The organism is Phyllobacterium myrsinacearum (assembly GCF_014138285.1).
GTDB classification, from domain to species: domain Bacteria; phylum Pseudomonadota; class Alphaproteobacteria; order Rhizobiales; family Rhizobiaceae; genus Phyllobacterium; species Phyllobacterium myrsinacearum_A.
In genome coordinates, this window is record NZ_JACGXN010000003.1 from 427,047 (window position 1) to 439,902 (window position 12,856).

The 12,856-nt window shown below is 54.9% G+C and carries 12 protein-coding genes and 3 pseudogenes; 13 read left to right on the top strand and 2 right to left on the bottom strand.

Features of this window, described 5'->3' with window-relative positions; translation table 11 throughout:
* The first annotated feature begins 36 nt into the window (after nt 1-36).
* Both FHW16_RS14280 and FHW16_RS14285 read left to right on the top strand, forming a co-directional pair.
* Nucleotides 37-636: a TetR/AcrR family transcriptional regulator gene (locus tag FHW16_RS14280; RefSeq protein WP_182549860.1), complete on the top strand. Its 600-nt coding sequence runs from the start codon at nt 37-39 to the stop codon at nt 634-636.
* Nucleotides 637-976: 340 nt separating this feature from the next.
* The gene (locus FHW16_RS14285) at nt 977-1,474 is read left to right on the top strand and encodes a hypothetical protein (protein WP_182549861.1); all 498 of its coding nucleotides are present in this window, start codon (nt 977-979) and stop codon (nt 1,472-1,474) included.
* A gap of 185 nt (nt 1,475-1,659) precedes the next feature.
* Here the strand turns inward: FHW16_RS14285 and FHW16_RS14290 are convergent, their stop codons facing one another.
* Nucleotides 1,660-2,754 (bottom strand): hypothetical protein, encoded by a 1,095-nt coding sequence (locus FHW16_RS14290; protein WP_182549862.1) that lies wholly within the window; start codon nt 2,752-2,754, stop codon nt 1,660-1,662.
* Between the two features lie 286 nt (nt 2,755-3,040).
* Between FHW16_RS14290 and FHW16_RS14295 the strand changes: the two genes are divergently transcribed.
* From FHW16_RS14295 to FHW16_RS14345, 11 genes and pseudogenes are all read left to right on the top strand, one after another.
* Nucleotides 3,041-4,141 (top strand): hypothetical protein, encoded by a 1,101-nt coding sequence (locus FHW16_RS14295; protein ID WP_182549863.1) that lies wholly within the window; start codon nt 3,041-3,043, stop codon nt 4,139-4,141.
* Between the two features lie 39 nt (nt 4,142-4,180).
* A complete protein-coding gene (locus FHW16_RS29090) occupies nt 4,181-4,342 on the top strand; it encodes a WGR domain-containing protein (protein ID WP_182549864.1) in 162 nt (53 codons plus the stop codon).
* A gap of 249 nt (nt 4,343-4,591) precedes the next feature.
* Nucleotides 4,592-5,614, top strand: a complete 1,023-nt coding sequence (locus tag FHW16_RS14305) for an ABC transporter substrate-binding protein (RefSeq protein ID WP_182549865.1) — start codon at nt 4,592-4,594, stop codon at nt 5,612-5,614.
* A gap of 26 nt (nt 5,615-5,640) precedes the next feature.
* Nucleotides 5,641-6,669 carry a FecCD family ABC transporter permease gene (locus FHW16_RS14310; RefSeq protein ID WP_348643894.1) on the top strand — a complete coding sequence of 343 codons (1,029 nt, stop codon included), beginning with the start codon at nt 5,641-5,643 and terminating at the stop codon, nt 6,667-6,669.
* On the top strand, nt 6,666-7,427 hold the full coding sequence (locus tag FHW16_RS14315) for an ABC transporter ATP-binding protein (RefSeq protein ID WP_182549867.1): 762 nt from the start codon (nt 6,666-6,668) through the stop codon (nt 7,425-7,427). Before FHW16_RS14310 ends, FHW16_RS14315 begins: the two co-directional genes overlap by 4 nt.
* A 66-nt stretch (nt 7,428-7,493) precedes the next feature.
* Nucleotides 7,494-7,685 (top strand): annotated as a pseudogene (locus FHW16_RS14320) (IS3 family transposase); the annotation flags it as partial.
* Nucleotides 7,686-7,689: 4 nt separating this feature from the next.
* Nucleotides 7,690-7,937, top strand: a pseudogene (locus FHW16_RS14325) (pyridoxamine 5'-phosphate oxidase family protein); the annotation flags it as partial.
* Between the two features lie 70 nt (nt 7,938-8,007).
* Complete coding sequence (locus FHW16_RS14330) at nt 8,008-8,772, top strand: metallophosphoesterase (RefSeq protein ID WP_182549868.1); 765 nt, start codon at nt 8,008-8,010, stop codon at nt 8,770-8,772.
* A gap of 34 nt (nt 8,773-8,806) precedes the next feature.
* A complete protein-coding gene (locus tag FHW16_RS14335) occupies nt 8,807-9,427 on the top strand; it encodes a hypothetical protein (RefSeq protein ID WP_182549869.1) in 621 nt (206 codons plus the stop codon).
* A 440-nt stretch (nt 9,428-9,867) separates the two neighbouring features.
* Nucleotides 9,868-10,067 (top strand): annotated as a pseudogene (locus FHW16_RS14340) (ABC transporter permease); the annotation flags it as partial.
* A 12-nt stretch (nt 10,068-10,079) separates the two neighbouring features.
* Complete coding sequence (locus tag FHW16_RS14345) at nt 10,080-10,982, top strand: NAD-dependent epimerase/dehydratase family protein (protein WP_182549870.1); 903 nt, start codon at nt 10,080-10,082, stop codon at nt 10,980-10,982.
* A 202-nt stretch (nt 10,983-11,184) separates the two neighbouring features.
* Here FHW16_RS14345 and FHW16_RS14350 read toward each other — a convergent pair whose 3' ends face one another.
* Nucleotides 11,185-12,855 carry an ABC transporter ATP-binding protein gene (locus tag FHW16_RS14350; RefSeq protein ID WP_182549976.1) on the bottom strand — a complete coding sequence of 557 codons (1,671 nt, stop codon included), beginning with the start codon at nt 12,853-12,855 and terminating at the stop codon, nt 11,185-11,187.
* Between the last annotated feature and the right edge of the window lies 1 nt (nt 12,856).

Below are 12,856 nucleotides of genomic sequence, written 5' to 3' on the forward strand. Positions count from 1 at the left end.
TTGCTTTATGCTGTCAAGTTGTCTTTAGTGATCGCTATGGATAAGCTCGTGAAGAAACGGCGGGGCGGGCCGCGGACCTTCGATAGGGACCACGCGGTCGATACCGCCATGCGCCTGTTCTGGCGCCATGGTTATGAGGGTGTCTCGTTGAACGATCTGACGGCGGCGATCGGCATCGCGCCGCCGAGCCTCTATGCGGCGTTCGGCAGCAAGGCTGGTCTCTACCGTGAGGCGCTCGATCGATATTCCGGTCTGCCGAAAGCATTGAACAATCTCGGTCAGACCACCAGTCTTTACGAAGCCGTAGAAGCCCTCCTCGATAGCGCCATCAATGCCGTCACAGAGCCTGGCAATGAACGCGGCTGCATGATTTCGAGTGGCATGATCCAATGCGGCGGCGACCACGCCGAACTTGCCCGGGAACTGGCGCAACGCCGAGGTTTGATGCGGGACACAATTACGCTCAAACTCGAACCGTGGCTGGATCAGGATGGCGCCGCGTCCCTGTCCCGTTACCTCGTCACCATCCTGCAAGGTCTTTCAGTCCAGGCACGCGACGGCGCCTCCCGGGAAGAGCTTAAGCAGATCGCCAGTGAAGTCGTGGCCGGCATCAGGGCCAGGAGCCTCATTGATTAAAAAACACCCCCTTTAGGGAGCTTGGCATAGACGGGGCTATTCAAATCAAGAAGCTGACGCAAGGACCTCGATCCTCTCCGTCGGAGCGTCGTCTTAACGGGCACATGACTGCCAGCAATGTAAACCGCCATGATCACAATTGAACAGCAATCTGTTTGCGGCACAACCGGTCCATGTGAAGACTTCACCAGACCAAAATTCACGCAAGGGGATTTATGGAACTCGGCCTTTCGCTTTCCCGCCATCAAGCTTAATGCGCCACGTGGTGTGCATAGACACGGGGCCATTTGTCTGGTTCCTTGCGAAAGCCAATAGCATAGCGGAAACCAAGGGAGTGGCCTTGAGAAGCGTAATGTATTGCTTTTTCACCTTTGTTGTCTTTGCCGCGCCGCCTGCTTTTGCGCAGGACGTAAAGCCGGCCCTGAAGATTGAGGCACGACTGTTTCACAGCCGGACAGGTTTCTTCTCCGAAGACGTGCTGGCGCCAGACGCGCCAGGCCTTGGCAACGTAATTATCGGCGAGAATGCATCGTCTTCGGCCATTGTGATCGTACGCATCAATACCACACCTGCTCTTCCAACAAATACCAAGCTGCGGCTGGTGGCGAAGGAAACGTCGACCAACAAAACAACCGCCAACGCGCGGGTCAAGTTGCGCAAATTACTGGACAGTACCGTGACCGTACCTTCCACCGCTGCCGACAACACACCGGTCTATATCGGTTTCTGGCTATCCGACGTTGGATGCATGCAGGTAGCTCTCAAAGCAAACCTCACGACAGCCGGCGCCGTTTCCGCAACGGCTTCGGCCACACTTGATTTTCTCTGTTATGAATAGCCCAAGCTGGGCGAAAAGATCTTCGCGCAGGTGATCGGCGGATCGGCTCTGAAAAAGCCGTGACAATTCCGTTTCGGGCGGCGCTCGCCGACCGGGCTGCTCGCATCATTTCAAGATAAATGCGTGCTATTCCCCAAACTGCACCCTGCCTCTTTACTTTCTAGGACCGTCATCACGTTTTGGATCTAGGCGGTGGCATAGCTCTTGTTTGCCCCATTCTGTATCATGGCCATGGCAAGGGGTGGCAGAAGGACGCTCCAGACAGCTAGCCAGGTGATCGAGATCAAAGCCCCCTTCCCCCTGTCACGTACGCGATCATTGAGAAGGTCACCAAGGGTCATAACCAGGACCGGCAATCCAAGCGGCACAAAGATAGCGATCAGTGTAGCACCAAGGGGCGTGAGCAGCCGTTGAGAGGCCGCCGCTCCCGCCAATTCTCCATGGATATGGTGAACCCAATAAGCAAAATAGATGATAGCGCCGGCTGCGGCGCACACCAGTGGGACGAGGAAGAAAACATTGTCGAATACATTAACCTGAAAGAAATGGGTGCCGAGACCGATCAGAAAGAGCAGTATCGGCAGCATTAAAAAGATAATAGCGACGACAACAGGTGATCGCTCATGCTGCGGTAACGGCTTGTGGCGTTGGCGGGGAGCCTCGTCGAAGTCGAAGTGTCGAGCTGGCAGTAGAACCAGTATTGCAAGCAATAGGCAGACCGGAAAACTCCAGATGACAGATAAACCGCTTTGATCGAAGACGAACAACATGGCCGCGCCCATTGGGGCAAGGGCTGATATCAATATTGTCGTCGACATCAGCGTAAGGGCGCAGGCGAAGTCGATTTTGCCCGGCCGCCCACTTACCAGCAATATCGCGATCGCAAGAGGGAAAACAGCCCGAACTGTTCCGACTGCCACTCCGAACAGAAACAGAAACACGAGTGATCCCCACGCCCACGGCACCGCCAGAAAACCGACAGTAACAACGCCGCAGACGAGAGTGGACGAAATCAGTGCAGCCCAGCCATTGCGCGCCGCTATGATAAACGCCACGAAGGCGCCAACAACCCATCCGACAGTCGACCCGAGATAGAAGACAGCTACAGTTTGCGGCGTGCTCGCAGCATTTTGCGCAATCAGAGGAAAGACTGACATCAGACCTTGCACGCCTGCAGCTGCAAAAAGCGAAGAAAAAAACAACGCCCAATAGCGATAGGTGCTGAGAAAATCGGCCAGCGTGTAGTTGGGTTTGGTTGAAGCGGCGAAGGTGTCGTTCATTGGAGCCAATTGATCCACTATTTCAACTGCGATTGACCATACCTACCGGGGATGGAGCGAAGATTTGAATAAGCTACGCAAGGAGTTGGCGGGTCAATGTGAAATTGCAAAGATCTGCAATTCGTTATGGAAACCACCACTCACAATCTGGGGCAGACGCTCCACAGTTCCTTATACTTCTTCCAGAAGTTAATGTTGCAAAGCTTCCACCATATTATACCGTCAAGTCTTCGCACGCCGTTTGAAGCTTCGATAGCGTCATCTACTATCAAATGTGAGAGATTCCATGTCGCCGCCTTCTCTTGTCCTTCCCAATCGCCAGCTCTCTTTGGCGCCATATGTGATCTCTACACCGAACGCCTATTTCTGGGCGACCCCCATTATCCTGGCAATCACCGTGTTCCTGTTCATCTGGGAAGCACCGGGGGTGATCCGTGATTTCCAGATCAGCCAAAATCCTTTGACGCTCGAAAACGGTGAAGTGCAGAACGGGCATTGCACGACGCGCAGAGCCATCTTCACAGACTGCGAGGCTCGTCTTGTGTATGCTTACAAAGGACAGAACTACGATACCTCGGTCGAAATTATGTTCATCGATTTTCACACCGGCGATTATGAGACGGGCCTGGTGATCTCTGCCGACCATCCGGAGCTGGCGACGATGAGCCTCGGTCTGGATATGCTCTGGAACCGGATCGTGACGCTCAGCGTGTTTGTCGTTCTACTTGGTGGCATGAGCTTGGCAATGATGTTTTTCGGCCTGCGCATTTGGCGTGTCAATCGCCAGCTGCGCCAGCCAGCCAAGTTGCAGCCTGTCCCCGTAGAAATCACGGCATTTGATCGCAGACGCAGCGTCCTTTCAATCACGTACAATGACAAGATTGCCAATGATAAGACCGGCCGATCGGCGTACACGCGGATGAAGGACGGACAGGAGCCTCTGATTGTCGGACAGGTCAATGGCAAGGCCGTTGGACTGGCTGTCAGGCACGGCAATACCGCACTACCCGTGCTTCTGGACAATAGCCTGCAGCGCATCAATCTGACCGAAGACGAGCGTGCAGCAGCTCTTGCACCATTCGCCTATCAGTATGAGGGCGATCAGAATATCCCGCTTCTGGTCGACGAACCGAAAAAGACGGTCTCGATCTGGAAGCGTCTCCGAAGCTTTTTCGGCGTGTTGCTTTTAATCGTCGTGGGCGTATTTGGCTTCTGGCTCTGGTATGTAACGTATTCTACGACCCAGTTTCAGTCGCCTGGCATGGACATCAACAACCTCATGCCCGCGCCGCTGAACAAGTGGGGTTGTGAGCAGCTGAAGAAGCGCTTCGGTCAGGATCGCGCTCCGTTTGGCTGCGTTGCTGGTGATTACACGAGCTGGAAATGAGAATTACGTGCCTATGCTGAAAGTTACGCAACGGGCTTTATGGAGCTGCGCGCGACCAACCCGCCATTCATCATCAAATTGAATCAGTCGAGCCAATCCGAACCGAATATGGCCCGATATAATTCGTTGTCGCTGCAGCCCACTTTGTTTGTAGAGATCGCTTTGGTGCGCACGTGGGGCCGGATCGGAACAATGGGATAACAAAAGTCGTCCATATTCTCGGACACTACTGATGCTGCACTATCCTTGAAAGGCTGGCGTGTCAAAAGCGGCGCGAAATCACGAGACCGCGCCTGTGGTACGCAAGCGTAGTCCAACTGGACAATAAACGCTGACAAAAACACATAAACATGAGTAATTTTCTCTTGTTTTTACACCTGGACGTAGCTAAACGACCGAGGAGAACTACCGGCTCAACAGTCAGCGTTGACGAGAAAGAGGGCATCAGCAATGAGAAAGTTACTAGCGTTCGCGGGTCTTTGCGCTCTGTCTATCTCACCAACCTGCTCCGCATCCGCGGCTGCCACGGCCTATCCGCTGACTGTCGAAAACTGCGGAGTAAAGGTAACGTTCGCAGAGGCACCTGAGCGCGCTGTTGGTCTGGGCCAGGGCAGCGCTGAAATCATGTTGATGCTCGGCCTGGAAGACAAAATGGTGGGAACCGCCTTCTGGCCGAACAAACCCCTTCCACAGCTCGCGGAGGCTTATGCAAAGGTCAAGCTGCTTTCCATCGAGTTTCCAACGTTCGAGTCCGTGCTTGCACAGCAGCCCGACTTCGTGGCGGCTGCCCTCCCGAGTCTCATGGGGCCATCGAGTAAAGTCGCAAAACGTGAAGATTTCGAGAAGCTTGGCATCCCGGCCTATCTGTCACCGAGCGCTTGTGTTGCTGAAGGCGTTGCCAAGGACAAGTTCGGCTATGGCAATCGCGCCCAGCTCTGGAATATGACGACACTCTACCAGGAGATCGCAGAACTTTCTCAGATCTTCGATGTGAGCGGCCGCGGACAGGCGCTAATCGAGGACCTGAAGGAGCGCGAGGCTGCCCTGCGCGCCGGCGTGCCAAAGGATGGCAAGAAGCTCTCCTTCGTATTCTGGTTCTCAAGTCCCTCGCCTGCTGCGGACGCCTACCTTGCTGGAAAGAACACTCCGTCCGGCTTTATTGCCGATGTGCTTGGAGGAACGAACGCGATCACATCCGAGGCAGATTCTCCGGCACTTGGTTGGGAAAGTATCATTGCTACGAACCCTGACGTCATCGTCGTTGCCAAAGTCGACCGTAATCGCTGGGAGCTCGACAAGGCAGAAGCAAAGATCAAGTTTCTGAAAAGCGACTCTGCCGCGAGCCAGATGCCAGCTGTCAAAAACAATGCCATCGTAATCATGGAGGGTCAGGCCATGAACCCGACAATCCAGACAATATTTGGCGCAGAACGTATTGCCGAGCAGCTTAAAGCGCTTGGTCTGCGCCAGTGAGCGTTACCGCAGTCAAAGGTGGCAGCGTGCGGCTTTACAGCCGTTTCGCTGTGCTAATCGCCATCTTGGTCGCTTCTGCTGTTGGCATATCGCTGATCGTCGGTGTCAGCGTCGGGATTGGTGACATGCCGATCCCGCTCAGCTCGACTTACGCCGCCATTACCAACCGGCTGGGTTGGACGAATGTCGACGTGAACCGGATCCACGAAACGATCATTTGGGATTACCGCCTCAGCCGTGCTCTGGTCGCTGTCTTCTGCGGGGCAGGCTTGGCGCTCTCGGGCGCCATCCTGCAATCTTTGCTCCGTAATCCGCTGGCGGAGCCCTACGTTCTCGGCATCTCCGCCGGTGCCTCGACTGGGACCGTCGCCGTGATCATCCTGGGCCTCGGTGCCGGGTCGATCTCACTTTCTGCGGGTGCATTCATTGGCGCTTTTGCCGCCTTTTTCTTCGTGGCCCTGCTGTCCAATGGCGCGCGAGGCGGTGCGGACCAGACCATTCTCGCAGGGGTCGCCGCCTCGCAACTGTTCAATGCCGCCACATCTTACATCGTCACCACATCAGGAAATGCACAGCAGGCGCGTGACGTGATGTTCTGGCTGCTGGGCAGCTTTGGGGCGGTCCGATGGCCAGAATTTGCGCTCGTCTCCGTCGTTGTGGGCATCGGGCTGATCGTGTGCCTCTTCTATGCTCGCGTGCTGGATGCGTTTGTATTCGGTGACGAAGCCGCCGCATCACTTGGTGTTAATGTGAGCCGTGCACGACTTTTGCTGTTCGGCGTCACAGCTGTCATGACGGCTACGATCGTCAGCATGGTCGGAACGATCGGGTTCGTCGGGCTGGTGGTTCCGCATGCGGCGCGCTTTGTCGTCGGTCCCTTGCATATGCGACTGATGCCTGCCTGCGCGATCGTCGGCGCCATTTTCATGGTCGCCGCAGACATAGCCTCACGGGTTCTTATCCCTCAGCAGGTTCTTCCCATCGGCGTCGTAACTGCGCTGGTCGGCGTGCCGTTCTTTGCAATTATCCTTTACCGGTTCCGGCGTGCGTCATGAGTATCAAAGCTGACAATCTCGTCTGGAAGATCGACTCGAAGACCATCATAGATGGCTTGTCCTTCACTGCCCAGCAGGGAAAAATGATTGGCTTGCTGGGACCAAACGGCTCCGGCAAGACGTCGTTGTTGCGACTGCTTGCTGGTCTGAAAAAGCCGACATCCGGGCGGATCACGCTCGATGGAAAGAACATCGCTCAGATCGGACGACGGTCGATGGCTCAGCGCGTAGCCTTCATCGAGCAGCACGCAACCACAAATGCCAGCCTGAAGGTCATTGACGTAGTCAAGCTCGGCCGCTTTCCGCACCGTTCCATGTTTTCCGGCTGGTCGACTGCGGACGATGCAGCCGTAACATATGCTCTCGAGCGGACCGAGATGACAGCGAAGCGAAATGACCACTGGCAAAGTCTTTCCGGTGGCGAAAAGCAGCGGACCCACCTTGCGCGCGCATTGGCGCAATCGCCTGCGGAACTAATCCTCGATGAGCCGACCAACCATCTCGACATTCATCACCAGATCAATCTGCTGCGGTTTGTTTCTGCGTTGCCGATCACGAGTATTATTGCGCTCCACGACCTCAATCACGCGGCGATGTTCTGCGACGAGTTGATCGTTATGCAATCAGGTAGAATCGTAGCGTCAGGATCGCCGGAGGACGTCATCACACAGGCATTGCTGCGCGAGGTGTTCTCGGTCGATGCCAGGGTTGAAAGCTCGCCATATCATTCAAACCCACATATCCATTTCGTGCGGTAGATGACCAATTGCCTGGTTTGCGGAGGAAGGCAGTTCTACGGGAACATTTGTTATTCCAAAGCTGGCCGCCGGGGCAACTGTCACGACAATGCTGTCGCGGAGAGCTTTTTCAATCTGTTGAAACGAGAACGCATTCGCCGCATAACATACAGAACACGAGACGAAACATGGCAGGACGTGTTCGACTGTATCGAGATGTTTTATAACCCGCAGCGCAAACATGTTAGAAACGGTATGCTGTCACCCGGCACACTTTGAACAAAGCATCAGTGTAAATGGTCGTGCACCCAAACTCGCTGTTGTCGTCGTAGTGGACGAGGTCTTCATGCACTGTGCAAAGGCATTTCGGCGTTTCATTTATGGAACCCGGATCATTTTCAGGATCGCACAGAGATGCCATCACTTGTAAAGATCATTCTGGATGAAACGCCTGGCGCGCCGAGCGATGAGGACGAGATGCACAAAATAGATGACGATCTGGAAAGTGAATACACGAGGACACTTTACTAACTGCATGAGCCGAGCCACATGACATTTCTGCTGCCACCTGTTAACCGTTCAGCGACAATAGGAGCAGTCAGTGAAAATAGCAGTCATCGCAGACATCCATGGAAACGTCATGGCGCTCGACGCAGTTCTGAATGATCTAGAGCTGCGTGGTGGAGCAGACCTCATCGTCAATCTCGGCGACTGCGTTTCCGGTCCTCTCTGGCCGCGTGAAACCTTTGAACGTCTCGAGGAGATTGCCGCACCCACCGTGCGTGGTAATCATGATCGCCGCGTTGCCGAGGACGGGACAGACGAAATGTGGCCGTCTGATCGATACGCTCGTGAACGACTGACACCTGCCCAACGAGACAAGCTAGCGACCCTTCCCCTACAGTTGGAAATTGCGCCGTCAGTGCTCGCCTTCCACGCCAGGCCCGATCATGACGAGCGCTATCTTGCAGATGCCATCGTTGATGGTCATCTCGTACCAGCAGCGTTGGAAGCAATTGAGAAAAGGCTCCACAAGCTTGATCCTGCCTTCCGGTTGCTGCTGTGCGGTCACAGCCATCGCCCCGAGCTGTTGCGTCTTCCAGACGGCCGGGTGATTTTCAATCCCGGAAGCGTCGGTGAGCCCGCATACTTCGACGACACCGAACCAATGCATGTTTCGCAACAGGGCTCGCCCCATGCACGCTATGGCAGGGTCGAGATCGACGGCGATGGCGCCATAAATTTCGAATTTTTTGCCGTTACTTATGACTGGGAGTCCGCAGCTCAACAGGCCGAACGAGCAGGCCAACCCAGTTGGGCCCATGCACTTCGCACGGGATTTATGCCGAAAACGCAAGGTGTTTAACAAACTCGGGGCTATCCAGTTTATGGTGCGACGTATGACACGCTATTGTTTGGGGTTGGCAGTATTGACAATTCTTTTCCCTTATATGAGTTACGCCGGCGATGCGCCGGAAGAGCTTTCCGGTCAGTACGACAACCTCGCCGTCTCGGTGGTTGGCGAACAGGTGACGGGCGCCTTTCGGGAATACAGGACTGGCAACGGCACTGATGATGCGCCGCAGTTCAGTTGCATCTTTATGCTGAAGGGCAGCCTTATTGATGATCACGCCGCTATCGTGACCTGGGCGCCAGGTGATAAAGATGTGATCCATGGCACCCTTACGTTTAGCCGCGGCACCGCTTCGCTCAAACTGGATCAAGACCAGGCCGGATGTGCGATGACGTCCGGAGACATGGTCACAAAACCCTTCGAGTTGAGCAAGGTTTCCGAAGGCAACGGCTGGGTGGGAGTGGGAATGATCTCTGTGAAGAAGGCGATTCTTCGTTCTAAACCTAACGCGAAGCCTGGCCGCGCTCCCTTCGTTGTGCAGTACGATCCTGTCGTCATCCTGTCGCGAAAGGAGGACTGGCTGGAGGTCGCCTATTTCGGCGGAGAAAATCCTGTCAGAGGCTGGCTCAATCGGTCCGAACTGAATCTCAATTCTCCCTCTCCCTAACAGGGGCCATGAGCGGTGTTTTTGTCGCGCGCCCGTGTAACCAACTCCAAGGAACGCAAGATCAAAGGATAGCCAGAGGTGTCAGATATCCGAATTAACTTGGACGGCATATGCGCTATACTCTTTGGCCTACCGGCTCTGGCATTTGCCTGCGTCGCTATTGCACTTCTGTTTGTATTTCCCTCGCATCGGTTTCTCAAGATTACGGCGATAGTCCTTGCTATTCCCGCATTGCTGCCAGGCGTCGTATTTATCTCGGATGCCCTATCGTTAGTTCATTATGCCAAAGATGATACTCTCAACTGGATTTGCCTCGTCGCCTACTTTGCTCTTCTTGGGCTTCTTCCTTGCCTGCTGTTCTTCCAACTCAGAAGAAGGCCGCCCTGTACAAATATGCAAGTGATGAAAATGATCAGATGATAACAACGGTTTCACGGTCTGACTTGGCGGGAGGTGTAGGAACCGCATTCGGTGCATTGGTCGGCTCAGCGTTGATTGAAATCATTCGCAACAGCCTCTCATTCGCAACAGCCTCGGCTTGCTCGGTATCAATGTATTCTGGCAGGGTTGCTTCATAGGAGGAGCCATCTTGGTGGCAGTACTGTTCGATAGGCTGCGTAAGTTCCGGCAAAATCAATAAGGAATATAAGGTATGAATAAGCGGATTATTTTTACAGGCGGCACCGGAAAAGCGGGACGTCATGTCGTGAAGTATCTAGCCGACAAGGGCTACGATATCTTGAACGTGGACCTGACGCCATTGGACCAACCCGGCGTGAATACGCTCTTTGCGGATATCACCGATAGCGGGCAGATGTTTAACGCCTTATCCAGCCATTTCGCGTTCAAGGACTTTGAAAGTGGCAAAGGTCCAGCGCCAATCGACGCAGTCGTTCACTTTGCCGCTGTACCGCGTGTCCTGATCAAGCCGGATAACGAGACTTTTCAGATTAACACCATAGGAACGTATAACGTTATTGAAGCGGCTGTTAAGCTTGGCATAAAGAAGATCATTATCGCGTCGAGCGAGACGACCTATGGCGTGTGTTTTGCCGAAGGGGACAAAGATTTTCACCATTTCCCACTTGAGGAAGACTACGACGTTGATCCCATGGACAGCTATGGTCTCTCGAAACTCGTCAATGAAAACACCGCACGAGCTTTTGCCACGCGTTACGCTGCAGATATCTATGCGCTCCGGATAGGCAATGTCATCGAACCTCATGAATATAATCTGTTTCCGGCTTTTTTAGCCAAGCCTATGTCGCGCAAACGAAATGCTTGGAGCTATATTGACGCTCGTGATCTTGGTCAGATTGTCGATTTGGCGATACGCAAAAACGGTTTGGGCTTTCAGGTATTTAACGCTGTTAACGACACAATTACGGCGTTGCTTCCGACACGCGAGTTTCTTCAAAAATATTGCCCTAACACACCGCTGCGCCGTGATCTGGGTGAGTTTGAAGCGCCTCTATCCAACCGAAAAATAAGAGAAGTTCTGGGTTTTACAGAAAATTTCAATTGGCGAGACCTAGTACCTGATTCAAACACATAGCTTCAGCAGACTCGGCTTTCGTTCGGATCTTATAACGCGGATGACAGGTAAACTTCGTTACCCACGTCACAGGGATCTGTCGCAAACTATGATTGCTAACGAAGATATCGTCATCTTCCCGTGGATTAAGGGGCTTACATGCCGAATAGATCAGAGAGCTCCATCTCCGCCAAACGTACGGCAGGTGCTGGAATGCGTCTGATCAGGCGATGTGCCGGGCCCGGGGATCCGGGATCGGCACTGCTGCCATGAGCGCTTTCGTATAATCATCCTGCGGATTTTCAAACACGGCACGCCGTGTCCCCATCTCGACGATGCGGCCACCGCGCATGACCGCAACATTGTGCGACATGCGCTCGACCACGGCCATGTCGTGCGAGATGAAGAGATAGGCGAGGCCCATCGTCTCCTGCAATTCGAGCATCAGATCGAGAACACGCGCGCGCACCGACACGTCGAGCGCCGCCACACTTTCATCCGCCACTATCAGTTTGGGCTGCAAAGCGAGCGCACGGGCAATGCAGATGCGCTGGCGCTGACCGCCAGAGAATTCGTGCGGATAGCGCGTCGCCGCATCCGGCTGGAGACCGACATGCCGCAGTAATTCGGCAACCCGGTCGTCACGCTCGCTCCTGTCGCCAAGCCCATGGATAACAAGCGGCTCGGCAATGGCCGCGCCCACTGCCATGCGCGGATCGAGCGAGGCATAGGGATCCTGAAAAATCATTTGTGCCGAACGGCGAACCGGCCGCATCTGGCGGGCGCTCAGGCCCGCAATATTCTGTCCGTCAATTACCACGTGGCCGGTAAAGGGTATAAGGCCCAGTACCGCCTTGCCGGTGGTTGATTTGCCGGAACCACTTTCACCGACGAGCCCCAGCGTTTCGCCGGGGCGCAGTTCAAACGAGACCTCGCTGACGGCGGCGGCCGGCAGCATACCCCTGAACAGCCTGCGCACCGGACTGCCATAGGTTACATCGAGATTACGCACCTGCAGGATTGGCGCAGGCGATACGGAAACGCTTGGTGCGGTGATTGCACTGACGCGCGGCGGCGCGTCGTTGCCAGCATGGGCACCCAGACGCGGCACGGCGGCGAGCAATTCCTGCGTGTAAGGCTGTTTGGGATTTTCAAATATGGACAGGGCGTCGCCCTGCTCAATGATGCGGCCGTTCTGCATGACGGCGACACGGTCGGCCATTTGCGCGACCACGCCCATATCGTGGGTGATGAGGATGATCGACGCGCCGAATTCCTGTTTCAGCTCACGCATCAGTTTGAGGATTTGCGCCTGTACGGTCACATCGAGCGCCGTGGTTGGCTCGTCAGCGATCAGCACTTTCGGACGGCAGGACAGCGCCATAGCAATCATAACGCGCTGGCGCATCCCGCCGGAGAGTTCATGTGGATATTGCGTCAGACGGCGGACCGGTTCAGTGATATGTACCGCATCCAGCATCTGGCGGGCGATTGTCTCCGCCGCACCGCCTTCCGGACCCTGGTGCTCACGGATCGCTTCGGTCAACTGCGCGCCGATGGACATGACCGGATTGAGCGAGGTCATTGGCTCCTGAAACACCATGGCAATATCACCGCCGCGCACGCTGCGCATGGCGCGATTGGACAAAGCCACCAGATCCTTCTCGCCCAGCCTGATAGTACCGGATGCAACCTGCAACGAGGCCTTCGGCAACAGTCCCATGATAGAAAGCGAAGTGACGGATTTGCCTGACCCCGATTCCCCGGCAATGCACAATGTTTCGCCTGATATCAGATCAAAGCTGACATCGTGGAGTACCCGCTGCCGGCCTTCGGGCGTGCGGGCATCGACGCAGAGATTGCGGACTGTCAAAATAGGCGTTGGGGCAGACATT

What these genes read in the sequence shown, in the direction of transcription:
- FHW16_RS14280 (WP_182549860.1), top strand. Translation starts at nt 37, where the DNA reads ATGGATAAGCTCGTGAAGAAACGGCGGGGCGGGCCGCGGACCTTCGAT.
- FHW16_RS14290 (WP_182549862.1), bottom strand. Translation starts at nt 2,754, where the DNA reads ATGAACGACACCTTCGCCGCTTCAACCAAACCCAACTACACGCTGGCC.
- FHW16_RS14295 (WP_182549863.1), top strand. Translation starts at nt 3,041, where the DNA reads ATGTCGCCGCCTTCTCTTGTCCTTCCCAATCGCCAGCTCTCTTTGGCG.
- FHW16_RS29090 (WP_182549864.1), top strand. Translation starts at nt 4,181, where the DNA reads ATGGAGCTGCGCGCGACCAACCCGCCATTCATCATCAAATTGAATCAG.
- FHW16_RS14305 (WP_182549865.1), top strand. Translation starts at nt 4,592, where the DNA reads ATGAGAAAGTTACTAGCGTTCGCGGGTCTTTGCGCTCTGTCTATCTCA.
- FHW16_RS14315 (WP_182549867.1), top strand. Translation starts at nt 6,666, where the DNA reads ATGAGTATCAAAGCTGACAATCTCGTCTGGAAGATCGACTCGAAGACC.
- FHW16_RS14335 (WP_182549869.1), top strand. Translation starts at nt 8,807, where the DNA reads ATGACACGCTATTGTTTGGGGTTGGCAGTATTGACAATTCTTTTCCCT.
- FHW16_RS14345 (WP_182549870.1), top strand. Translation starts at nt 10,080, where the DNA reads ATGAATAAGCGGATTATTTTTACAGGCGGCACCGGAAAAGCGGGACGT.
- FHW16_RS14350 (WP_182549976.1), bottom strand. Translation starts at nt 12,855, where the DNA reads ATGTCTGCCCCAACGCCTATTTTGACAGTCCGCAATCTCTGCGTCGAT.